17 protein-coding genes are annotated in these 23,686 nt (G+C 41.0%); 11 read left to right on the forward strand and 6 right to left on the reverse strand.

Translation table 11 applies throughout. The features are described from left to right. Positions 1–81 precede the first annotated feature (81 nt). From AB3I00_RS09060 to AB3I00_RS09070, 3 genes are read left to right on the forward strand one after another with little or no spacing between them, the layout of a single operon-like run. Entirely contained in the window at positions 82–498 is a 417-nt protein-coding gene (locus AB3I00_RS09060; protein ID WP_002315806.1) for a NusG domain II-containing protein, read from the forward strand. A 13-nt stretch (positions 499–511) separates the two neighbouring features. Next, a complete protein-coding gene (locus AB3I00_RS09065; protein WP_042957083.1) occupies positions 512–1,078 on the forward strand; it encodes a Gx transporter family protein in 567 nt (188 codons plus the stop codon). A gap of 22 nt (positions 1,079–1,100) precedes the next feature. After that, positions 1,101–2,087, forward strand: a complete 987-nt coding sequence (locus tag AB3I00_RS09070; protein ID WP_024634764.1) for a polyprenyl synthetase family protein — start codon at positions 1,101–1,103, stop codon at positions 2,085–2,087. Positions 2,088–2,241: 154 nt separating this feature from the next. On the opposite strand, the gene scm is transcribed toward AB3I00_RS09070, so the two are convergent. Further along, complete coding sequence (gene scm, locus AB3I00_RS09075) at positions 2,242–4,269, reverse strand: collagen-binding MSCRAMM adhesin Scm (RefSeq protein ID WP_368025079.1); 2,028 nt, start codon at positions 4,267–4,269, stop codon at positions 2,242–2,244. Between the two features lie 284 nt (positions 4,270–4,553). On the opposite strand from scm, the gene AB3I00_RS09080 reads away from it, so the two are divergent. The 5 genes from AB3I00_RS09080 to AB3I00_RS09100 all read left to right on the forward strand — a co-directional run bounded on the left by AB3I00_RS09080 (position 4,554) and on the right by AB3I00_RS09100 (position 13,175). Next, positions 4,554–5,078: a DUF664 domain-containing protein gene (locus tag AB3I00_RS09080; protein WP_070770385.1), complete on the forward strand. Its 525-nt coding sequence runs from the start codon at positions 4,554–4,556 to the stop codon at positions 5,076–5,078. Between the two features lie 530 nt (positions 5,079–5,608). Next, positions 5,609–6,004, forward strand: coding sequence for a hypothetical protein (locus tag AB3I00_RS09085; RefSeq protein WP_202401275.1), 396 nt, complete (start codon positions 5,609–5,611; stop codon positions 6,002–6,004). Between the two features lie 36 nt (positions 6,005–6,040). Beyond that, on the forward strand, positions 6,041–6,652 hold the full coding sequence (locus AB3I00_RS09090; protein ID WP_002315812.1) for a hypothetical protein: 612 nt from the start codon (positions 6,041–6,043) through the stop codon (positions 6,650–6,652). Between the two features lie 4 nt (positions 6,653–6,656). After that, the gene (locus tag AB3I00_RS09095) at positions 6,657–7,061 is read left to right on the forward strand and encodes an LPXTG cell wall anchor domain-containing protein (RefSeq protein WP_070770383.1); all 405 of its coding nucleotides are present in this window, start codon (positions 6,657–6,659) and stop codon (positions 7,059–7,061) included. 36 nt (positions 7,062–7,097) lie between these two features. Continuing rightward, positions 7,098–13,175, forward strand: a complete 6,078-nt coding sequence (locus AB3I00_RS09100; RefSeq protein ID WP_368025080.1) for a putative mucin/carbohydrate-binding domain-containing protein — start codon at positions 7,098–7,100, stop codon at positions 13,173–13,175. An 87-nt stretch (positions 13,176–13,262) separates the two neighbouring features. On the opposite strand, the gene AB3I00_RS09105 is transcribed toward AB3I00_RS09100, so the two are convergent. Beyond that, the gene (locus AB3I00_RS09105) at positions 13,263–14,039 is read right to left on the reverse strand and encodes a hypothetical protein (protein WP_368025081.1); all 777 of its coding nucleotides are present in this window, start codon (positions 14,037–14,039) and stop codon (positions 13,263–13,265) included. Between the two features lie 373 nt (positions 14,040–14,412). Here AB3I00_RS09105 and AB3I00_RS09110 point away from each other — a divergent pair, with 373 nt between their 5' ends. After that, on the forward strand, positions 14,413–14,658 hold the full coding sequence (locus AB3I00_RS09110; RefSeq protein ID WP_016629240.1) for a hypothetical protein: 246 nt from the start codon (positions 14,413–14,415) through the stop codon (positions 14,656–14,658). A 216-nt stretch (positions 14,659–14,874) separates the two neighbouring features. Then, positions 14,875–15,063 (forward strand): hypothetical protein, encoded by a 189-nt coding sequence (locus AB3I00_RS09115; RefSeq protein WP_002315817.1) that lies wholly within the window; start codon positions 14,875–14,877, stop codon positions 15,061–15,063. Between the two features lie 456 nt (positions 15,064–15,519). On the opposite strand, the gene AB3I00_RS09120 is transcribed toward AB3I00_RS09115, so the two are convergent. The 4 genes from AB3I00_RS09120 to AB3I00_RS09135 form a co-directional block, all read right to left on the reverse strand. Next, positions 15,520–16,488 (reverse strand): biotin--[acetyl-CoA-carboxylase] ligase, encoded by a 969-nt coding sequence (locus AB3I00_RS09120; protein ID WP_070770522.1) that lies wholly within the window; start codon positions 16,486–16,488, stop codon positions 15,520–15,522. Between the two features lie 156 nt (positions 16,489–16,644). Further along, complete coding sequence (locus AB3I00_RS09125) at positions 16,645–17,451, reverse strand: ABC transporter ATP-binding protein (protein ID WP_368025082.1); 807 nt, start codon at positions 17,449–17,451, stop codon at positions 16,645–16,647. Then, positions 17,448–18,353, reverse strand: coding sequence for an ABC transporter permease (locus AB3I00_RS09130; protein ID WP_002320483.1), 906 nt, complete (start codon positions 18,351–18,353; stop codon positions 17,448–17,450). The genes AB3I00_RS09125 and AB3I00_RS09130 overlap by 4 nt, the downstream gene beginning before the upstream one ends. 17 nt (positions 18,354–18,370) lie before the next feature. Further along, on the reverse strand, positions 18,371–19,339 hold the full coding sequence (locus AB3I00_RS09135) for an ABC transporter substrate binding protein (RefSeq protein ID WP_368025083.1): 969 nt from the start codon (positions 19,337–19,339) through the stop codon (positions 18,371–18,373). Positions 19,340–20,065: 726 nt separating this feature from the next. On the opposite strand from AB3I00_RS09135, the gene rpoB reads away from it, so the two are divergent. After that, on the forward strand, positions 20,066–23,683 hold the full coding sequence (gene rpoB, locus AB3I00_RS09140) for a DNA-directed RNA polymerase subunit beta (protein ID WP_002310550.1): 3,618 nt from the start codon (positions 20,066–20,068) through the stop codon (positions 23,681–23,683). Positions 23,684–23,686 lie beyond the last annotated feature (3 nt).

Here is a 23,686-nt window from a genome sequence, read left to right on the forward strand (position 1 = left end):
CTCAAAGCAAGGCGCAGGTGTCACAACCTCTTGTTTTTATGCTAAAATTGGGTGAGTTAATCTGGAAAAAGGAGAACAAAAATGAGCCTTAAAGAATTTGCTGAAAAAAGTCTGCTCAAACCTTGGGATGTTTTTATAATTTTTCTTTTGACTGTTCTTTCTTTTTTACCAGTCATGATTTTTGGTCTTCAGCAAAACACCGCAACAGCAGAAAAAGAAGCGGTATTGCGTGTGGATGGCACAGAAATCAAAACATTCCCTTTGATGGCTGGAGAAAAGAGCTACACATATACTTACAAAGATAAACACGGAGATTATAACTTGATTGAGATAGATGGCGATCGAGTACGGATAAAAGAAGCAGATTGCGATGACCAGATCTGCGTACGTCGAGGCTGGGCAACGAAAAATGGCGAAACCATTGTTTGTTTACCACATAAATTAGTGATCGAGGTCCGATCAACAGATGGGGGTGACGAAGACAGTCTGATTTATTAGACCTTCACACACCATGAGCAAATTACAAAAAATGATTTATATTTCGCTACTTGTTGCACAAGGAGTGATCATTGGCTTACTGGAAAATATGATCCCTTATCCTTTTGCTTTTGCGCCTGGGGCAAAACTGGGATTAGCCAACCTGATCACGATCGTTGCGATTTTTACCATGAAAAAACGGGACAGCTTCTTGTTATTGTGGCTGCGACTATTTCTGACTACCTTGCTAGGTGGAACGATTTCTACGTTCCTTTATAGTATGAGCGGTGCGCTGCTTAGTTATTTTGGGATGTTATTGGTCAAGCAATTAGGTCCCAAACGTGTCAGTATCATCGGAATCAGTGCGGCCGGCGGGTTCATGCATAATGTCGGTCAGCTTTTGATGGCCTCTTTCATTGCGCAATCATGGACAGTCATGCTGTACTTGCCAGTCCTTTCCGTTCTGGGAATCTTGTCAGGAATCGCTATCGGGATCGCGGCGAATTATCTTTTACGACATGTGCAGACACTGCAACGATTCCAAAAAGATTATGAGCAAGGAACCAAACAACAATGGAGCCCGATGTTTACTAAAAAATAATCGTCACACAAGGAGTTTTTTTATGAAGCTACATCCAATGTGGGAAAACTATCCTGCTTTAAGTAAAGAATTGACAGAAACACTAAAACGGATGGAAGAAACTGTCCGTCTGAAAAACAAACCTGTCGAACAAGCAATCAAAGAAACGATCCATGCCGGCGGAAAACTGTTGCGACCTGCCTATCAGCTACTGTTCTCACAATTTGGACCAGAGCAAGACCGGGACAAAGCCATCGCTTTGGCAGCTTCCATCGAAATGCTCCATACGGCCACACTGATTCATGATGACATCGTTGATGAAGCAGATCTGCGGCGTGGTCAGCCTAATATCCGTAGTCAGTTTGGGAATGTCGTTTCTGTCTATGCAGGAGATTATTTATTCGTCTGCTGTTTTAAACTATTGTCTGATTACTCGACTTCCCTGAAAAGTCTTCAATTGAATTCTCGCAGTATGGAAAAAGTATTGAACGGCGAATTAGGGCAGATGGATGATCGCTATAATTATGAACTTTCTGTAAAAGAATATTTGGAGAATATCTCAGGTAAGACAGCTGAATTGTTCCAACTAAGTTGTTCTGTTGGCGCTTTTGAAAGTGGAACAAGCGAGCGTTTCGCAAAAAAAGCAGGAGATATCGGACTTTCTATCGGGATGGCCTTCCAGATTATCGATGATATTTTGGATTATACAAAAGAGAGTCAGGAAATCGGGAAACCTGTACTAGAAGACATGCGTCAAGGAGTCTATTCTTTGCCATTGATCTATTCTTTGCAAAAAAACAAACAGAGTTTACTGCCTTATTTAGAGAAGAAAACGGAAATGACAGAAAAAGATGTTGAAGCCGTACGCAAAATCGTTGAACGTACAGGAGGTGTGGGAGAAGCTAAGAAATTAGCAGCAGCCTACACCGAAAAGGCGTTGAAAGAAATCAAGAAATTACCTGATACCTCTCTTCGAACGAGAGAAAACCTTTTTTCCCTTACTCAATTGATTCTAGACCGCAAAGACTGAATAGAATTTGGTGCAACACGTGGATAAATTCCTAAGGATGAAATCTGCGTGTTTTGGATTACTTGAAATGGATTTTTTGATGTTAACAAGCAAAAATAAAGAGCAACGTCGCTAACTGACGTTGCCCTTTATTTTTTATCTCGGATCATTTTTTTTATCTTTTCGACTTCTTATGACTCATGAAAGTGATTCTTAAACCGATTACAAGTAATATAACGCCTGCGACTGTTATCCAATTATTTGATTGACTTCCAGTTTTAGGAAGTACTTTTTTTGATTTGTTTAAATGATCATCGCTTGTTTTATTAGTTAAGTTGACGTTCGTCTTGTTATCCGAACTTGTTCTTGGGAAAGAGACACTTGCATGACGACTATCACTTGTGATAAATGTTGTATCTGCCGTATCGGTACTGTCACTTATTGTTCGAGTAGTATCTGAGCTATCGCTTGTAGTCGTTGTACCTGTACCATCACTTGATGTGGTAGTTGTCGTATCTGTATTGTCGCTTGAATCTGCCGTATCGGTACTGTCACTTGAAGTGGTAGTAGAATCCGTGCTATCGCTTGTAGTATCAGTACTATCACTTGTTGTTCGAGTTGTATCCGTGCTATCACTTGAAGTTGTTGTGTCAGTACTATTACTTGTGGTAGTTGTATCTGTGCTATCGCTTGAAGCAGTTGTGTCGGTACTATCACTTGTGGTAGTAGTATCTGTGCTATCGGTTGTAGTCGTTGTGTCAGTACTATCACTTGTGGACGTTGTATCCGAGCTATCGGTTGTAGTCGTTGTGTCGGTACTATCACTTGTGGTAGTAGTATCTGTGCTATCGGTTGTAGTCGTTGTGTCAGTACTATCACTTGTGGACGTTGTATCCGAGCTATCGCTTGTAGTTGTTGTGTCGGTACTATCACTTGTTGTAGTTGTATCTGTACTATCACTTGTTGTAGTTGTATCTGTACTATCGCTTGTAGTCGTTGTATCTGTGCTATCACTTGAAGCAGTTGTATCTGTACTATCGGTTGTAGTCGTTGTGTCGGTACTATCACTTGTGGTAGTAGTATCTGTGCTATCACTTGTAGTTGACGTATCGGAACTATCACTTGTTGTAGCAGTTGTATCCGTACTATCAGTTGTAGTCGTTGTGTCGGTACTATCACTTGTGGTCGTAGTATCTGTACCGCCTGTACCATTGTCGCTGATAAATATTTCGTTAGGATCCCAACGATTGGTAGCCGCATCTAAAATCACATTTGTCCCTATAATCGTACCGTCTTGGTTTTGAGTAATGTGAATAGTGGCATTAGGCGCAAGTATCGTACCTTGAAAAGGAGCACTGATTGTCAAATCAGTCATCTCATTTCCGAAATTCCAAGAGATATTCGCATCCGAAAAATCTTCTGTTTCATGATTGGAACGATCGTTGTATTTGATTGGCGACTGTACGTTCAATGCAGAAGAACTGTTGATGACATTGAATACGACTACTTGATCACTTGGATTAATGATTTGAAGTGGCGTATTCATCGTTAACACTTCTGCGTCGATATTTACCAATAAAAATCGAGAATCTGATAGACCAGTCAAATCAATGGTTCGATTATTCATGTCTGGAAAATCCGCAGCAGTATATGTTTTAGCTGGGGTGGCAGTTGCAAGGTCATTTGCTGCTACATTCAATCTAGCAAACTCTTGCTCGAAATCAATATATTCGTTTCCATCACGGTCTTTATAGAAATCATCTGGAGTTAAGTGATCAAGCCTTGCTCCATTAACCGTAGGATGTCCATCTTGTAATGCTACATCCACATTACTACCAACGACAAATTTATTCATTCTTGTGTCGCCAGTAGGGATTCCAGAAGAATTAATGAAAGAATCAGTTTTTTGTATATAATTGATCTCTTGGTTCAATAAGCCTTCATGAAGCTCTGTCCCAAAATTATTATTTGCATCCAGTTCATGTGTTGCTATATTTCCGTCTGTATGGGCATTAACCGTTGTCTTGTTTTTGGCAAATACATGGAATTGACCAGCAATTCCCAGCAAACCATAGTTACCAGTTAAATCATTATAGACATTCCCAGGATCTTTAGGAAATGTCTCCGCTGAAACGGCCACACCATACGAAAAGATGTTGAACAATAAAGTAACTAATACTAATAAACTTACCCTTTTTTTCATCTTTTCCCTTCCTTTCATTTCAAACATTTTCCTATTATACTCTTTTTTTCCTAGGCTTAAACTGTTCGTTTAAAAAATCATTATTTATTTAAACAATATTAATGAATCATTCATTTTGTTGATTTTTGTTCAAGTGGAAAATAGAGAATATCTTTCTCTTTCAATCTCCAAACGATCATGCTAGTGACTGGAAAGTGTAAAAAGTGAGGGGGTGTAGTAACATATAAGTAGAAATCCTAGAGTTAGGAAAAAGCAAGTAGGATAAATAAAAAGGAGGAAAACAGATGAATTATTTAGATATGTTATGCGAGAGTGTGGACCGAGCATACGAGCGATTTGAACGCTTGTTTGAAGGCGTCTCTATTGAGGAGGCCAACCGATTTCCAGTGGAAGACAGAGCTCCGCAAATCAAATCAATGACTTGGCTGGCTTGGCATACCGCTCGAGAATTGGATTTCCAGATTGCTGATTTAGCCAGTACCTCTCCAATTTGGCACAGCCAAGACTGGGAAAGCCGATTTCCGATGACGATAGCAGATGACGAACAAGATTGGAAGCACAGTCTGGAACAAGCAAAACAAATCCAAGCTAATCAAGTAGAAGACCTGCTAGGATACTTGCGGGCTGCTTCTGATTCTGCTATTTCTTATTTAAGAGGGTTAGAACCTTCCGAACTAGATGAAGTAATTGACAAGAGCTGGACACCACCAGTCACACGTGGGATGCGTCTCGTTTCTATTATTGATGACGCTGCCATGCACTCTGGTCAGGTGATCTATGCGAGACGTTTATTGGGATTGAAAGACTAAGGCACTAAATAAAAAAGAACTTACGACAAAAACAAGTCGCAAGTTCTTTTTTGATTTCAGTTGATTGGCATCCACGATCTGTATAGTAGTAAGGAATGTACTAAATAATAGTGAAGCCGTCAAGTAAACGTGATTTTCTCTTTTTCATTTCAAATCCTTCCACTTTTCATTGTAATCGGTTACTATTTCGTCCTAATAAATAATCCAATAAGAAGGAAGTTTATTTAACTTTTCTGGTCATCCACATATTTCTATAAAAGGAAAAAACTGTTCTGAGGGTGTGTTCTTAGTCTGATAAAGTATTAGCAGGTAGGCAGTTTTATCGATAAAAACATTATGGAAAAACAAAAACAGAGCCATTTGTTTTTATAGAAAAAACAGAAAAGTTCTATCGATAAAAAACGGCAAAGGAGGAAGATATTCTGGTCAAACGACACAAAAAAAAGATCATCGCTTCCCTAGTAGTACTGGTAGTTGCACTCGGTGGCTTTTTTGTCTATGACCATTTCTGGAAAGAGCCGGAAGTGATCATGAATTTAAATAGCGGCGATCAATCATTTATCAAGGACATGTCAGAAGAAGAGTTGCGTGATTTTCTGCAAGATCAAGCAGACGAAGATTATGTTCGGCTGAAGTTGGATACGACGATGCATTTTGATACCTCTGACAAACCTGGGTCAGTCAATATCCAAAACCCGCCCAGTAATGAATACGCCATCGAAGTGACAACTTATATCGAAGGAGAAGACGATGAAATCTACATTTCTGGAGTGATCCAGCCAGAACAATATGTAAGTGAAGGCAAACTGTTGCGTAAAGTAGCTAAAGGAACATACAAAACGATCAGTACGGTCCAATTTTTGGATTCCGAAAAGAATGTAGTCGGAACATCTTCTGTCGTTGGAAAGTTAACAGTTGAAAGTTAACTGATAGCAAATATATATTTTTTAGGAGGAAAAGAAATGAGAGTCTCAAGAAAAATGTTGTTGCCGGCACTTGCATTAGTAAGCAGTGCGGCAATCGGGCAAACGGTAAGCGCTTATACATGGGTGGGTGGCGAACCTGATCCGAATACGGTTTACGAATCAGTCCAAAAACAAGATAACGCAACGATCCCAGCAGAAGGCACTTTTAAAGAGTGGGACCCAACTGATCCAGGACCAGGACCTGGGCCAACGGATCCAGTCGATTGGATCGATGTATCAATCCCGACAAAAGTCTTGTTCGGACAAACAGATGCGACAGAGGGTAAGGTCGTAGCACCAATCTATCAAATCAGAAACAATTCGACAAAAGGCGTGAAAGTCTCTGTGGGCAATTTCGTCAAAGGGCAAGATGCAGACAAAGTGCCGGAATTAGTGTTGAACATGGATAGTGTCAGCAGCAGTACATCTATCTCTTTAGTCAACCCAACGACTGCTCCGCAATTTCCACGCGAGTTAGTGACATTGCCGAACCAAAACGATGTCACAGAGTTTACTTTCTCTGGTAGCGTCGGAGCGAATTTCCAATTTGGGGAAGCCATCAACCCTAAATATGAGCTTGTCTTGCAATTTGAAGCAATAGGGGTATAAAAAAATGAAAAAAACAGGGATCCTTCCGCTGTTTTTCCTTCTGGGGTTTATCTGTCTATCAATAAGCGGTTTGGCAGATGCAGCAGAAAAAGAAAGCACGATCGAAGTTAGCGGACTGATCTATTCAGAAAAACCAACGGAACCTGGAACAGGTCCAAGTACAGATCCTGGAACAGGATCAAGTGCTGGGCCTGATACAGGCTCAACTGCGGATTCCGCAACTGATTCGGGAAAAAGTACCGGTGGAGATACGTCAGGAACATCCGGTTCTAGCGACACTAAAGGCAATCTGCCTCAGACGAATGCTGTAAGAACAAGCAGGTGGGTAACGGCAGCAGGTGTGCTGCTTCTCCTCGGTTCTCTTTCTTTATTAAGTAAAAAAGCCTTGCCTGGAGACACAGATGTTTAGACAAGCGTGCAAATACAAAAGAGAGAGGAGAGAAAAATGAAACTATTCAAAATACTAGCAGTTTTTACCTTACTGTTTTCCAGCATCAGCCCGACTACCCTTGTCTACGCAGTCTCATCTTTGACGCCTGAAAGTAGCGAGACAGCAAATGAAGAAACACCGACAGAACCAATAGCCGAACCGCAAGTGGAAGAAGCTCCTGCAGTAGTCGATCCTGTAGCAGAAGAATCATCCACGGAACCAACCACACCCGAACCGTCAACCGTCGAACCGCAAACAGAGCCAGCAGTTCCCGTACCAGAAACGGCTGTGCCAAGTCCGCAGATTGATCTTCCCAATCTTCCCCAATATCGCGGAGATTTGAGAAGGAATGGAGAAAGTTCCTATCAGGCAGCAGCCCAGCCTGGATTCAATGCGGGAGTCAGCAACTTATCGGAACTGGGTCCCAATGTAGGTGACAGTATTTCCTACAGCTTTACGATTCCGACTCATTCTCTCGTATATGGGAATGGCACTGACTGGATCGCGTATATTGTTGGTAATGGTAATATCGGTGTTAGATTTGTTGATAGGATGTACTATGGTCGATCGCCAAATCATACAAGTGATTATTCAACGACTTATCAGATCGGTCGCACGGAAGTCGTCGAAGTCGGGGGCGCTTCTGGTGATCTTAGTATTACGTCGAATCACACGATAAACAATAATGATTTCACGATGACGATGTCAGGGACGATCACTAGAACAAGAGCTAGCAACCGTACCGATTATCAGTTAACAGCTGGGATCCATAATCTTGTATTAGGTTCTACTGCCGTAGCTTCTGGTGGTGAGGTCCCTCCTACGCCTATAGAAGATGTGCCGATCAATTATCTGTCGATTGGGAACTTCACGGTCAATACTAGGGAACCAGAACCTACTGTAGAGATCACCGCCAATCCTGCCAATCCTTTTATTTTGGGTGTGCTTCCTCAGGAACACAAAGATAGTCTGATAGTAAGGGTTAATGGGAGCCTGTTGCCTTCTTCTGGCCCAGATAGTTACGAGATCATTGAGACTAACTTAGGTAGCTTGGACGTGGTAGGGACAGTAGGATCAAAAAGTGCATGGGTGAGAATCCGTTATACGATGGATGGAACCGTTCATGAGAGTGAAAGAATACATTTCCAAATGCCTGTCGTATGGGGAGACAGTATCGTGTTTGGTGGAAGTGATCCAATAGCTATGAGGACAGTGGCTGCTTTCACCTTACATCATCGTGGAACAAGTCCAGTGATTACTGCAGTTACAGGAAGAAACAATTCGGGTTTAACTAATTTTGTGATAAATGAAAATTATTTAGGTCAAAATTACTATAATTTTTCTTGGTACAACTTGAGTCAAAAAAATATTCTTGATTTGACAAATGATTCCGCGGATCGAGCAGTCTCAGCAAGAGGAAATGCTAGAAACCAAGATATCTTGAATAGCTGGAATACACAAATCAACTATGGTGATGTCGTCCGTTCATGGGTGGCAGACCCAGAAAAGAACGCAGTGACAAATTCAATGACAATAGATGCGCCATTTGTCTTTAATGGTGGAGAAGTCTACTATGAAATCACTACGAACGGCTACCGTAAATTGGACATCAACACATTGACACCGACAGAACAATCGATTGAACGTGGCGCTTCGCAAGCATCTTTAGATAGTCAAGTCAGTCGATTTCTAGACACTTCTGGCAAGGAGAACCTTCGAGTAGTGAGATTCCTGGATTATCCAGATACTTCTACTTTAGGAGAAAAGACTGGAACAATCCAAGTCGAAGAAACCTTATCGACAGGAAAAACAGTGACATACGACTACACAGTACCATTTGTCGTGACTCCTAAACTTGAAGTAACGGCTAAGCCTGATAGTAAGGTATTGCTAGGAACAGATATGAATACAGTTGATCTACGTCAGTTTTTAGATGTCGAGGTAGATGGAGAGCAACTTGATGACGACAAATATGAAGTAGAAATGACTGCTGCACCTATTGCTACAGATACCGTGAGCGTTGGAAGAGCACAATCGATTCGAGTCACTGTGAATGGGACAACTCTTTCTCAAGATACATCTATCAATATAGGTGTTATATGGGGAGACAGTATTGCGTTTGGTGGTAGTGATCCAATAGCTATGAGGACAGTTGCTGCTTTCACCTTACATCATCGGGGGACTCGTCCATCAATTACTGCAAGTAGAGGAATAAGACCTAACGAAGGCAACTTCATTATAAATTCGGGTTACTATGGGAGAGATTACTATAATTTTTCTTGGTATGACGTGAGTCAAAAAAACAATGTAGATCTAACGAACGATTCTGCTAATCAAGCAGTAACAGCGGAAGGAGGAGAACGACAGAATGATGTTTTAAACCGCTGGAGGACACAAACGGTCAACTATGGTGATGTCGTCCGTGCTTGGGTAGCAGATCCAACAAAAAATGCAGTGACAGAAAACGAGCAATTTGTCTCTAACGGCGGAGAAGTCTACTACGAGATCACAGCAAACGGTTACCGCGCGTTGAATATCAATAAATTGACTACATCAAGTCATATGATTTTACAAGGGATGACAGAGAGTGAATTAGACAGCCGATTAGCCGAGTTCTTAGATGTATCAAGTGTAGAGAACATCAACTTGGATAGATTTGTCCAGTATCCAGATACTTCTGTCATCGGTACGACAAGTGGAACGATCCGAGTAACAGAGACTTTATCTACAGGAAAAACAGTCTCCTATGACTATGAGATCACCTTTACAGTTGAAAACGCCCCTCCAACAGCTGATCCAATTGCGCAAGAATTGTATTTAGGAGAATCATTGCCAGATTCGCCAATGGATCTGCTAGAAAATGTATCAGATGACAGAGACGATCCGTCAGAGCTGAAAGCCACTTATCTAAACCGACCAAACATCGACCGCGTTGGAGAGATGACCGCTAGCGTTCAACTGGAAGATTCAGTGGGAGCTGTTTCAGTCATCGAAGTGCCGATTACTGTCAAGTGGGGAAGTACGATTTCTTTAAGAGGAAACAGTAATATTACTGTTGGAGCATACAGTTTGACGAAAAATGGAGATGGCACACTACATCTTCATTCGACATTTGGGGACAACAGCGTGTATCGAGATCGTCAAGTCCATCCTGATTATGGAAGTAGTGATTTTTATCATTTGGAAGTGTTCGACGGAGAAACCAGCATATATAAATATGCTGTCAGAGGAGACCAACTCATTGGAGATGCAATCAATGGATTCAATCACGGTAATCCTTTGGAGGTTTCTGTGGGTAACACGATCAGAGTTTTTTGTAGAGATTCTGATATCGATCGAAACAACTTAATGGTAAACGAAATAGAAAAAAATCACACTTACGAAACAGATTATGCTTACTATAGAGTGACAGAAGAGGGACTGGAACCAGCACCTGTTCTAGTAGCGAAATCACTGAAGCAAGACTTTGTCCTTGGTGAAAATATCACGGAGTTAAATCCCCACGATTTATTTGAATACATTGGGTTAAACAACTGCGTAATTTCTTCTGATAAATACGAAGTCGAACAACTCATAGGTTTTGATACTTCCTTGGTAGGTACTCGTAATGCTAAAGTAAAGATAACATCTACTGTAGCTAATATTTCATTGGAAGTAGAAATACCATATGAAGTGAAATGGGGAAGTACGATTTCTTTAAGAGGACTTAGTGATCGTACAGTTGGCGCCTATAGTTTGACGAGAAGCGCAGATGGCACACTACGTCTGCATTCGACATTTGGTGACAATAGAACGAATCAAGGTATGCAAGTCCATTCTTATTATGGAAGTAGCGTCTATTATTCCATCGAAGTGTTCGACGGAGAAACAAGCACATATCAGTATGAAGTCACAGGGAATGCGATTATCCGAAATGCAATCAATGGATTCAATCAAGGCAATCCGCTAGAAGTTTCTGCGGGGAATATCATCAAAGTCTTTCATGGGGAGTCCCACAGTCGAAGTCGATTGATGGTAAATGAAGTCGCGGAAAACTACTCCTTCGGTACACCTTTTTCTTACTACCGAGTAACGGACAATGGCTTAGTTCCGATCAAACACTTGGAAGCTGAAGCAGTCCCTCAGACATTTAACTTAGGTGAAAGCGTTGACGGACGTGACCTAAAAGAATTCGTTAAGGATGTGCAGGTAAATGGTGTAGCAGTGGATGCAAGTGAATATGAAATCTCGTTGCGTTCCGAAGTCAACACGACGTTGATCGATACGCGTGAAGTAGAAGTCGAAATACGCACGACGGACGGATTAGGCATCCTGAGAACAACTGTACCGTATGAAGTCAGATGGGGAAGTACGATTTCTTTAAGAGGGCTCAACAATCGTACAGCAGGAGCATACAGTTTGACGAGAAGCGTTGATGGTACACTACGTCTGTATTCAACTTTTGGGGATAACCGAGCGAACTTAGATACACAAGTTCATCCTTATTATGGAAGTAGTGTCTATTATTCGATCGAAGTACTAGACGGAGAAACAAGCACCTATCAATATGAAGTGCCTGGCAATATAAGTAACAGGAATGCAATCAATGGATTCAATCAAGGCAATCCGTTAGAGGTTTCCGCTGGGAATATCATCAAAGTTTACCATGCGGAATCCAACACCCGAAGCAGACTGATGGTAAATGAAGTTGCGGAAAACTATACATTCGGCACCTTTTTCTCTTATTATCGAGTGACTGACAATGGCTTAGTTCCAATCAAACAGTTGGAAGCTGAAGCGGCTCCACAAACGTTCAACTTAGGTGAAAGCGCCGATGAACGCAATCTAAAGGAATTGGTTAGAAATGTACGAGTAAATGGCACAGTCGTAGACGCAAGTGAGTATGAAGTCACCTTACGTTCAGAACTTGATACGTCATTGATTGGTACGCGTGAAATCGATATTGAAGTCCGTACAACTGATGGACTAGGTATCGTACAACTGACAGTTCCTTATGAAGTGAAGTGGGGGAACTCGATCATCGCCCAAGATCAGGCAGCAAACTCTGATAAGACAGTAGCTGTTCTGTCATTGACCGAAGAGAATAATTTGCCAAAACTGACAGCTACGCAAGGAGACGGACTTGATTCTTTCAGTCCAGTAGCCTCTGCACCACAAGCAGTATTTTATCGTGGTGATCTTACTTCGCCAAGATTCTCCCTTTTGACAAATAATTTAACTGTGGACGCACAAACACTGAGGAGCAACTGGAACAATGTTCTTAGACAAAATGAATTAGCCTATGGTGATGTGCTTTCTTTTGAAGTTTTTGATTCTGCGGGGAATAACCTACTTGGAAATAAAACAGCTGTCTCAAGAAATGAACAGTTAGTAAAAGAAGTAATCGGCTATCCGCAAGCTTTTTACGAAATGACAGCTAATGGGTTCAATCTTCTACGTATCAACCAATTAAAAGTAGAAACGCAAACCATTGAAAGTGGATTGACAGAAGAGGAATTAAGTCAAAATATCGAATCTTATCTGTCAACTGACGGATTCGATACGATCCATGTGACAAAGTTCATCCAATATCCTGACACAAGTAAAGCTGGAACAAGTAACGGGATCATCGAAGTAGAAGAAACATTAGCGACAGGTGGCACAGCTACGTATAACTATACGGTACCATTTATCGTGGAGAACTCGACGGAATGGATCGATGTCAAGATTCCTAAAAAATTGCTTTTTGGAACGACTGACGCAAATAAAGGAATGGTTTCTTCCCCGCTTTACTACATCGAGAACGCTGGGACGAGAAATCTAAAAGTCAGCGTGGAAGAAATCAACATCACGAACAATACAAATAACTTGGAGCTGTTACGTACAGCTGATGCAGATCCATCTGCAGAGAGGGCAGCAGCAAAACTTCGTATGAATTACAAGACGAGCAATATCCTTGTCGATCTTTATGAAAGTACACCAAATCAGATAGTTGCTGAGCTGGCGCCGAACGAACAAACCCAGTTTATGATCGAAGGGCAATACTTTGGAAACTATCAGCAAGAAATCAATATTGGGTTGGATATCCGCTATCGATTTGAGGTTGCTTCGTAAGGTAGAAAGCTGTTGATTTGAAGAAAATGATGTACGAACACAAAAGCCCATCAATCGATTGAAATCGGTTGATGGGCTTTTTGAGTATTATCGTGTAGGGTTAGGCTTTGACTGCGATGGACTTGATAGATTTGAATTCTTAGCTCTGTTACTAGCGTCTTGAGTTAAGTTATATAATTTTTTTTCTTGGGTGGGTTGTTGTGTGTTTTTTTCCTGATAAGAGGTTAGGCTTTTAGAAAGGCTCTGTTTGTAGTCCTCAACTGCTTTTTGTAATTTTTGAGGTGGATTTTCTAGTTTCTCCATCTCTTTCCTAGCATTCCAACCTAAAGATTGATCAGCTCTGAGTGCATTATCAATTTTTACTTGAGTAGTTACGTAATTTTGTATTGCATTTGTGATCTTATTTTTGTTAAAAAGTCTATTCATGAATGTATCTACCTTTTTACATTGTTTTAAATTATTTGTTTGTTTAGCTAGCAGCGACTTAAAATCATTTAAACTGGTCTCTTGTTTTGCCTCTTGTTTTTTAAATGATTGTTCTTTTTGCTTCTGTTGTGTCTTTTGTTTCGTCATTGTTTTTCTAGTATTATCAAAGGTCTTTAATATTTCTGGTGCTCGTGTTTTCAGTTCTTCTCGTAATTTTGATGCTTTTAATTCTGCCTTCGCATATACCTTGTTATCTTCAACTATTTTGTATTCAGGTGTATGTTTTCCATGTTTGGGTGTACTTTCCATAACATTTATATTATCTCGGAGTTGTGCTGCAAGATCTTTTGTTGTAGGATCTTTAATCTCATTGATCATTTTATCTAATAGTGTTTCTTGCCTATAATCTGGTGAATTTGCAATATCTTCTTTTGGCATGTCAATTCCTCTTTTCTTTTTTTATTTGTATCTTTGTATTCACTTTATCATGCTTTCTTTTTGTTTTTGTTCCGTCTTTTTCTAAGGTGGAAAATATCTGGTACGGTTTTCTGGTATTTTCCATAAAAAATAAAACAAGGTGCTTCTTTATGAAAAAAGATTCGTACCAATTTTTTTCAATCCTCATTTATCCTTGTTTTCAAAGGCTTTTTTTCTTCGTATCATTCTTTTTTATTTTTAGAAATTATGGTCCCAAGGCATGAAAAAAAACATGTTATAGTAAAAACATAAGTGAAGTTGGCAGAGGAATCAGCCGATTTTTACTGTCTATCTAAGCGAAAAACAGCTGTCCACAAAAATCAAATCGAGGAGGATGCATTTGAAAAAACTCATCACTAATTTAACACGTACAGATGTTTCGCCCCTGATTCTTCGGTTAAAAGGAGAGAAACATGCATTTACGTTTGAAGACATCGAAAAAGAAAGCGGGATAAAATTGACGAGCGCAGACAAATTTTTGATCCGTTCTGTCGCAGAGAAAAAATTCAAAATGCAAGTGGTGTGCGAAGCACCGGAGAACCAGCTGAAGTTCTTTCCAAAAGCAAAAGAACTTTCTTGATCACTCTATTTATTGTTCTATCTATGTAGCAAACAGGAAAAAATAACAAATATGTTATTAAAAGTGTTGCAATCGCATACAAAAAGATTAAAAAACAAAATAGTCCTTTATCATAGGAGATGGAAACACGAGAATGTCAGACAGGGGGGATGGGATGCGTTGATTTTTTAGTTGTAAGTTGGTTGCTACATAGATAATAAAGGGGGAGTAATTGGATTGAAAAAGAAAATCATTGGTAGTCTATTACTATCAACGCTAGTGTTGACGAGTATGATAAATATGTTCATCAATGAAGACTTGCAAGCGGAAAATCACGTGCTCAATATCAGTCGCACGCTTCAAGAAGAAAAGGTGAACGATCTCAATCCTGGGGGAGAAGATGGTATCGGCAATGCCTGCCACTGATAGTCATCGAAAACTATCGCGCAGGTTATATCGGCTCTATCGACATCGTTCCTCAATAAAAAGAACGATGAGGAGATAGATATTTTTTAGGAAACAAGCACATAACTTATGATCGCATAAGTATTTTCACACAGGACTAGCAAATAGTCCTGTGTGGGTATCATAAAAAAACTGAATAGAAACAATAATCAGCTTTACCACCATTGATAGAAAAGAGATAGAAAATCGAGAAAAGGAATCGGTCCTCTATCTCTTTTTGCTGTACAAACGCATGTTTCTCCTGTTTTTTGCATGGATTCCTTTAAAGAAAGTGTACCATGCTTTCTTGATACGTTTAGAACACCTTTTTCTAGAGGATAGAAAAAGGTAAGTCAGGAGAATAAGGAGAGTCGTTTGAAGAGAACTCAGAAAAAAGGACACTGTATGAGATCAGGTGTCCTTTTGTGAAATCTGCTATTATTGCGTACGGATAGATGTGAGACTGATTTCGCCAGAAGACAAACTCATTTCCTGTTCATTTGTTTGGACGATCAGTTCGCCATGATCACCGATTTCTTTTGCAAGTCCGACATAAGTCGTTCCTTTCTGATTGAACGACACGGTTTTTCCCAATACGAATGATTTTTCTTTATAGAAGTCCAATGCTTTTTTCGGTTGAGAAAGATAGGTGAACAATTCCTGCCAGATTTTGCTGATCAGTTGATTCCTTGTGATACTCGCTTGTCCGTCGGGAAAGACAGAAGTGGCTTTTTCTTGGAGATCAGCTGGAAAATGATTTTGAGGAACAGAAAAATTCAGCCCGATCCCGATGATGATATGACTGATCCTGCCGCTTTCCATATCACTGACTGCTTCAGATAAAATCCCACAGACTTTTTTTCCATCCATGTAGATGTCATTGACCCATTTGATCGAAGCAGAACGACCGGTAACAGATTCAATGGCTTTCACACAGGCACTGGCTGCGATGATCGTATATTGAGGCAGTTCATCAAACCGTTTGTCTGGATGGAGCAAGAGACTCATGTAGATTCCTCGTCCAGGTTCGGCAAAAAAAGGTCGTCCAAAACGTCCACGAGCTTGTTCTTGTGTATCAGCAACAAATAACTTCGAAACAGAATCTCCGTGAGCTGCTGCCAGTTTGGCATCTTTCATCGTAGATTCAGAAGTCAACATCGTTTGTATCTTCAAATCGGGAATAAAAGACCGTAGCTCTTGCTGGATTTCTTTTGCATCTAGTACGTCAGAGGGCAGGTAACGATACCCTGTAGGCCCGTGCTCAAAACGATAGCCTGCTTTTTCCAATTCTTTGATAGCTTTCCAAATACTTGTCCGGGAAACTTCCAGTTGCTGTGCTAACTTTTCTCCGGAAAGAAAATCTGGTGTCTCTTTCAATAAATGAAGTACTTTGTCTTTTGTTGTCATGGCACCAAGCTCCTTTCTCATCCATTCTATCAGGAAGAAGGAGAGAACAAAATAGTTTTCGAAGAAACAACAGTTGATACATAAAGCAAAAACGAAAGAAGAAAAGAGAAAAAAGAAGAGGGTGGGCGTTCATTTTTTGTCCCAGCCTCTTTCTGATTATGAAGATAAAAGTACTTGATCGTCTTTCAACGTCGTGCCGCTGTTTTGTTTGAACAACGCCAATAGTTGAGATACTGTGAGCTGCTGTTTTTCCTCTTGCTGGATATCGACGACGATCCTTCCTTGATGAAGCATGATCAGTCGATTTCCATAGCGGATCGCGTCTTCCATGTCATGAGTGACCATAAAAGCAGTAAGATTCTGCTCAGTGATCAGCTTTTCTGTCAATTCCATGACGGTTTTGGAAGTAGCGGGGTCAAGCGCTGCGGTGTGTTCATCTAATAAGATCAGTTCTGGACGCTGTAATGTGGCCATTAACAGCGTGATGGCTTGACGTTGTCCCCCAGACAGCAAACCGATTTCTGAGGATAAACGATTTTCCAAACCCAAATTCAGCCGAGCCAGCTGTTCTTTGAAAAACGTTCGGTCTTGCGGTTTGACACCACGGAAGAAGCCGCGCTTTTTTCCTCGTTTCATAGCAAGAGCAAGATTTTCTTCTACCGTTAAACGAACGGCTGTCCCTAGTTTAGGATCTTGGAATACGCGACTGATGGATTTCGAACGTTCGACAACGGATTTTTTCGTGATATTTTTTCCATTCAATAAAATCTGTCCCTGATCGACAGAAAATGTACCGGCGATGCTGTTCAGCAAAGTAGATTTACCAGCCCCATTTCCGCCGATGATCGTCACGAAGTCGCCGGGTTCTAAGGAAAGATTAATCCCTTTCAGGACATGGTTTTCGTTGATCGTTCCTTTTTCAAAGGTATGATGGAGATTTTCCAATGTTAAGACGTCATTCATTTGACACTACCGCCTTTCTTCTTTTGAGATAAATGGAATTTTTGCTGAATCTGCGGGAAAGAAAGACAGATCACTAGCACGAAAGCAGAAGCAAGTTTCGAATCACTTGGTTCAACATTCAGTTCGAAGACTAACGCTAAAATAAAGCGGTAAATGACCGCACCTAAAACGACAGTCAAGAGACGGAGAAATAGTGGCTGGTTACGTAACAAAACTTCTGCGATGATAATAGAAGCTAGTCCAATCACGATCGTTCCAATACCAGAATTCAAATCAGCAAAGCCGTTGTTTTGCGCAAGCAAGGAGCCAGAAAGAGCAATGCATCCATTAGAGATCATATAACCGATGATCTTCATATTATCGGTGTTGATCCCGTTTGCTTCGCTCATTGCCAGATTATCGCCAGTTGCACGAATAGCAAGTCCTGTTTCTGTACGTAAGAACAAAACAAGTAAACATACAACGATCAAAGCAAAAAGCAGACCGACGATCAGTACAGCGTTGTCTTTTGTTATGCCGAATGACTCGACCCAATGAAAGATCGTTGGCTGACCCAATAAAGAGATGTTCGGCGCACCCATCACACGGGAGGTGACAGAATATAAACCAGTCATGGTGATGATCCCTGCAAGAAGGGCGGGGATTTTTAATTTTGTGTGAAGCAGTCCGGAAACAAGCCCTGCTGCCGCACCCCCTAAAAAGCCTAGAAGACAAGCTGTCAATGGGTGATAGCCATTTGTAATACTTACTGCCGCGATCCCTGCGCCTAAAGGAAAGCTTCCTTCAGCAGTCAAGTCGGCAATGTCCAAGATACGGAAAGTGACATACACACCAATCGCAAGAAGGGCCCATAAGACCCCTTGCGATGCAGATGATAAGAAAAGAGAGAGCAGATTTGTCATGAGAATCCTCCTGTGTTTTATTCAGCTTCTTTGATGCTGTCTGGATTGATACCTAATGCTTTGGCCATGTCTTTATTGACATACAGTTCCAAATCATTTGCTGTTTCGACAGGAAGTTCACTTGGCTTCTTGCCGTCTAAGATTTTTGCTGCCATGATCCCCGTTTGTTTGCCCAAGCTTTCGTAGTTGATCCCTACTGTTGCTAGACCGCCGTCTTTGACTTGATCAACTGCGCCAGCAACGACAGGTGTTTTTGTTTCTTTTGCGACTTCACCGACAACACTTGCCGCACTTGCGAACGTGTTATCAGTAGGAATATAGATTCCGTCTACATCTTTAGCTAGACTTTTCGTCACTTGTTGGACATCATTTGTGGAATTTGCTGTCAGTACTTTGACTTTGACGCCCGCTTTTTTTAATTCTTTTTCTGCCAAATCAGCTTGGATCTTAGAGTTTGCTTCACCGTTGTTATACATGATGCCGATTGTTTTGGCGTCTGGCACGATAGTTAACAGTAAGCCGATTTGTTTTTCGATTGGCACCATATCTGTCGTGCCAGTCACATTGCCGCCAGGTTTTTCATTGGATGTGACTAAATGGGCTTGTTCCAAGTCTGTGACCGCTGTGACAGTCATCGGGATAGTGGTTGTTTCATTTAATAAAGATTGTGCTGCTGGAGTGGCGATCCCAAGTAGCAAATCAGGATCTTCTTTGACGAGCTTCTCACTCATGCTTTTCAGGTTGTCTTGATTGTTTTGGGCATTTTGATAATCGATTGTTAGATTATCGCCTTCTTTATACCCTTCTTCTGCTAATCCTTCTTTGAATCCTTTATAGGCAGCGTCTAACGAGTTATGTTGTACAAGTTGCAATACGCCAATTGTTTTTTTTCCATCTGATGCCTCTGCGGAATTGTCTTTTTGTGCGCAACCTCCTAAAGCTAGTAGCAGAGCAGCGCCTAATCCAATTAATATGTTTTTTTTCATTTCTTTTTCCTCCTTAATTTTGGGAAACAAAAAATCCATTCAGACAAAATGTCCAAATGGATTGAAAAGTCGGAAAATAAATTGAAAAGTAGAATGCTTGATACTTTTACTTTGTATTTTCACTGCTCAGCCACTTAGCATTTTGTCTACGTGGCTTTTTGCTGCAATACAAAGTTCTTTAGCCATCATAGATACAAACTGTCGTTTAACGTTTGTATCCATCATGATGAATACAAACCTATCTAAAGTAGCTAAAGTAAAAGTTATTCAGTTGTGTTGGTACGATTTGCTTGATATTGGTTCGCATAGAAGTTCCTCCACAAAATGAATTTTCTAAAGTATAACCGAGAAAAAATGGTCTGTCAATTAAGAATTGTCAGATAATTGAAAACATAAAATTGAAAACATTAAGAAAATATTGCGAAAAAGCAGAAGAAACGCCAGGAAGTGTTGACTTTTATAGAAAATAAGTGTAGTATATGAAGTTGCAAAAACTATCTGATGAAGAAAAGGCAGAAACGAAATATTGTCCGTTTCGGCTTTAATATAAGGAAACAAAAGTAGAAGCTCACGAAGTAAGGTTTCAAGAGAATGTTCTATTTTTGGTTTTTTTTTGCCTAAAAGCCGCAAAAAATGTCTGTTGTTACCTAAAAATAATATTTGAAATATTATTGTAACAATTGATCGGGTAGTCTTTTTGAATGACATTTTAGAGGGGTGAAGAGCTTGGCTGGACACGTAGTAAAATACGGAAAACATCGCGAACGTAGAAGTTTCGCAAGAATCAGTGAAGTGTTGGAATTACCAAATTTGATCGAAATTCAAACAGACTCTTACCAATGGTTCTTAGATGAGGGACTTAGAGAAATGTTTGAAGACATTTTGCCAATCGATGACTTCAATGGCAATCTATCTTTGGAATTTGTAGATTATGAATTGAAAGAACCAAAGTATACAGTAGCAGAAGCTCGTGCGCATGATGCAAACTACTCTGCACCATTACATGTAACATTGCGTTTGACAAACCGCGAGACTGGCGAAATCAAAGCACAAGAAGTATTCTTCGGTGATTTCCCATTAATGACAGAACAAGGAACATTCATCATCAACGGGGCAGAGCGAGTAATCGTTTCTCAGTTAGTCCGTTCACCAGGTGTCTATTTCCATGGAAAAGTCGACAAAAACGGAAAAGAAGGATTCGGTTCTACTGTTATCCCTAACCGTGGCGCTTGGCTAGAGATGGAAACTGATGCAAAAGACATCTCTTATGTACGTATCGACCGTACACGTAAGATTCCTTTAACCGTATTAGTTCGTGCGTTAGGATTTGGTTCCGATGATACGATCTTTGAAATCTTCGGCGACAGCGAAACATTACGCAATACAGTCGAAAAAGACTTGCATAAAAACGCAAGCGACTCAAGAACAGAAGAAGGTTTGAAAGACGTTTACGAACGTTTGCGTCCAGGCGAACCAAAAACAGCAGACAGCTCACGTAACTTGCTGAATGCTCGTTTCTTCGATCCAAAACGTTACGACTTAGCAAACGTTGGTCGTTACAAAGTAAACAAAAAATTAGATTTGAAAACACGTCTATTGAATCTGACATTAGCTGAAACATTAGTTGATCCAGAAACAGGCGAGATTATCGTTGAAAAAGGAACAGTCTTGACTCACCAAGTCATGGAAACATTAGCTCCTTTCATTGATAACGGTCTAAATTCAGTGACTTACTATCCATCAGAAGATGGTGTGGTCACAGATCCAATGACTGTCCAAGTCATCAAAGTATTTTCACCAAGAGATCCTGAACGTGAAGTGAACGTGATCGGAAACGGCTATCCAGAAGCAGCTGTAAAAACGGTTCGTCCAGCCGACATCATTGCTTCAATGAGCTATTTCTTGAACTTGATGGAAGGTATCGGCAATGTCGATGATATCGACCACTTAGGAAATCGTCGTATCCGTTCAGTCGGTGAACTTTTACAAAACCAATTCCGTATCGGGCTAGCACGTATGGAACGTGTGGTTCGTGAAAGAATGTCGATCCAAGATACTGAAACATTGACACCTCAACAATTGATCAATATCCGTCCAGTTGTGGCAAGTATCAAAGAATTCTTTGGTTCTTCTCAGTTGTCACAGTTCATGGATCAAACAAACCCTCTTGGCGAATTGACACACAAACGTCGTCTTTCAGCCTTAGGACCTGGCGGATTGACTCGTGACCGTGCCGGTTATGAAGTTCGTGACGTTCACTACTCCCACTATGGCCGTATGTGTCCGATCGAAACTCCTGAAGGCCCAAACATCGGGTTGATCAATAGTTTGTCCAGTTATGCGAAAGTAAATAAATTCGGATTTATCGAAACACCTTATCGTCGTGTAGACCGTGAAACAGGTCGTGTTACTGACCAAATCGACTACTTGACAGCAGATATCGAAGACCATTACATCGTAGCCCAAGCAAACAGCCCATTGAATGAAGATGGAACATTTGCTCAAGACGTTGTTATGGCTCGTGCTCAAAGTGAAAACTTAGAAGTATCTATTGATAAAGTAGACTACATGGACGTATCACCTAAACAAGTAGTTGCCGTTGCGACAGCATGTATTCCTTTCTTGGAAAACGATGACTCCAACCGTGCCTTGATGGGTGCCAACATGCAGCGTCAAGCAGTGCCGTTGATCAATCCTCAAGCACCATGGGTTGGTACTGGTATGGAATACAAATCAGCGCATGACTCAGGAGCTGCTTTGTTATGTAAACATGACGGTGTCGTTGAATACGTTGATGCTTCTGAAATCCGTGTACGCCGCGACAACGGTGCATTAGATAAATACGATGTGACAAAATTCCGTCGTTCAAACTCCGGAACAAGCTACAACCAACGTCCAATCGTTCATTTGGGTGAGAAAGTCGAAAAAGGGGATACTCTGGCAGACGGACCATCTATGGAACAAGGCGAAATGGCTCTAGGTCAAAACGTTTTAGTTGGTTTCATGACTTGGGAAGGGTACAACTATGAAGATGCGATCATCATGAGCCGTCGTTTGGTAAAAGATGACGTATACACTTCTATTCATATTGAAGAATATGAATCAGAAGCCCGCGATACAAAATTAGGACCTGAAGAAATCACACGCGAAATCCCTAATGTCGGGGAAGACGCATTGAAAGATTTAGACGAAATGGGTATTATCCGTATCGGTGCAGAAGTCCAAGATGGCGATTTGCTTGTAGGGAAAGTCACGCCAAAAGGGGTAACAGAATTATCTGCAGAAGAACGTCTATTGCATGCGATCTTTGGCGAAAAAGCTCGTGAAGTCCGCGATACATCATTACGTGTACCGCATGGCGGCGGCGGGATCGTTCACGATGTGAAAATCTTTACTCGTGAAGCTGGAGATGAATTGTCACCAGGCGTAAACATGTTAGTTCGTGTTTATATCGTTCAAAAACGTAAAATCCATGAAGGGGATAAAATGGCCGGTCGTCACGGAAATAAAGGGGTTGTATCCCGTATTATGCCGGAAGAAGATATGCCATTCCTACCTGATGGAACACCAATCGATATCATGCTGAATCCTTTAGGGGTGCCTTCACGTATGAACATCGGACAAGTATTGGAATTACACTTGGGTATGGCTGCACGTCAGTTAGGTATCCACGTAGCAACGCCAGTATTCGATGGTGCAAGTGATGAAGACGTATGGGAAACAGTTCGTGAAGCCGGTATGGCCAGCGATGCGAAAACTGTTCTGTACGACGGACGTACAGGTGAACCATTTGACGGACGTGTGTCTGTCGGTGTAATGTACATGATCAAACTTGCTCACATGGTCGATGACAAATTGCATGCACGTTCAATCGGACCTTACTCATTGGTTACACAACAACCATTGGGAGGTAAAGCTCAATTTGGTGGACAACGTTTTGGTGAAATGGAAGTATGGGCACTGGAAGCTTACGGTGCGGCTTATACTTTACAAGAAATCTTGACATACAAATCAGATGACGTAGTCGGACGTGTGAAAACATACGAAGCAATCGTCAAAGGTGAACCAATTCCAAAACCAGGTGTACCGGAATCCTTCCGCGTATTGGTGAAAGAATTGCAATCGCTAGGTCTGGACATGCGTGTCTTGGATATCGAAGAGACAGAGATCGAACTTCGCGACATGGACGATGAAGACGACGATTTGATCACTGTTGATGCTTTGACAAAATTTGCCGAACAGCAAACTGCCAAAGAATTAGAAAAGAAAGCTGCTGAACAAGTGGAAGATGAAAGAGACGATGTCATCCAAAACTTTGAAACCGCAGAAGATAATTTAGACTAATCC

It is taken from the genome of Enterococcus sp. C76 (genome assembly GCF_040886985.1).
Taxonomy (GTDB): Bacteria; Bacillota; Bacilli; order Lactobacillales; family Enterococcaceae; genus Enterococcus_B; species Enterococcus_B lactis.

Bases quoted from the DNA above. Each gene is read 5' to 3' on its own strand.
- AB3I00_RS09080 (WP_070770385.1), top strand. From the start codon at position 4,554: ATGAATTATTTAGATATGTTATGCGAGAGTGTGGACCGAGCATACGAG.
- AB3I00_RS09090 (WP_002315812.1), top strand. From the start codon at position 6,041: ATGAGAGTCTCAAGAAAAATGTTGTTGCCGGCACTTGCATTAGTAAGC.
- AB3I00_RS09130 (WP_002320483.1), bottom strand. From the start codon at position 18,353: ATGACAAATCTGCTCTCTCTTTTCTTATCATCTGCATCGCAAGGGGTC.
- AB3I00_RS09105 (WP_368025081.1), bottom strand. From the start codon at position 14,039: ATGCCAAAAGAAGATATTGCAAATTCACCAGATTATAGGCAAGAAACA.
- AB3I00_RS09135 (WP_368025083.1), bottom strand. From the start codon at position 19,339: ATGAAAAAAAACATATTAATTGGATTAGGCGCTGCTCTGCTACTAGCT.
- AB3I00_RS09060 (WP_002315806.1), top strand. From the start codon at position 82: ATGAGCCTTAAAGAATTTGCTGAAAAAAGTCTGCTCAAACCTTGGGAT.
- AB3I00_RS09100 (WP_368025080.1), top strand. From the start codon at position 7,098: ATGAAACTATTCAAAATACTAGCAGTTTTTACCTTACTGTTTTCCAGC.
- AB3I00_RS09095 (WP_070770383.1), top strand. From the start codon at position 6,657: ATGAAAAAAACAGGGATCCTTCCGCTGTTTTTCCTTCTGGGGTTTATC.
- AB3I00_RS09110 (WP_016629240.1), top strand. From the start codon at position 14,413: ATGCATTTGAAAAAACTCATCACTAATTTAACACGTACAGATGTTTCG.
- AB3I00_RS09070 (WP_024634764.1), top strand. From the start codon at position 1,101: ATGAAGCTACATCCAATGTGGGAAAACTATCCTGCTTTAAGTAAAGAA.
- AB3I00_RS09125 (WP_368025082.1), bottom strand. From the start codon at position 17,451: ATGAATGACGTCTTAACATTGGAAAATCTCCATCATACCTTTGAAAAA.
- AB3I00_RS09065 (WP_042957083.1), top strand. From the start codon at position 512: ATGAGCAAATTACAAAAAATGATTTATATTTCGCTACTTGTTGCACAA.
- scm (WP_368025079.1), bottom strand. From the start codon at position 4,269: ATGAAAAAAAGGGTAAGTTTATTAGTATTAGTTACTTTATTGTTCAAC.
- AB3I00_RS09120 (WP_070770522.1), bottom strand. From the start codon at position 16,488: ATGACAACAAAAGACAAAGTACTTCATTTATTGAAAGAGACACCAGAT.
- AB3I00_RS09085 (WP_202401275.1), top strand. From the start codon at position 5,609: ATGAATTTAAATAGCGGCGATCAATCATTTATCAAGGACATGTCAGAA.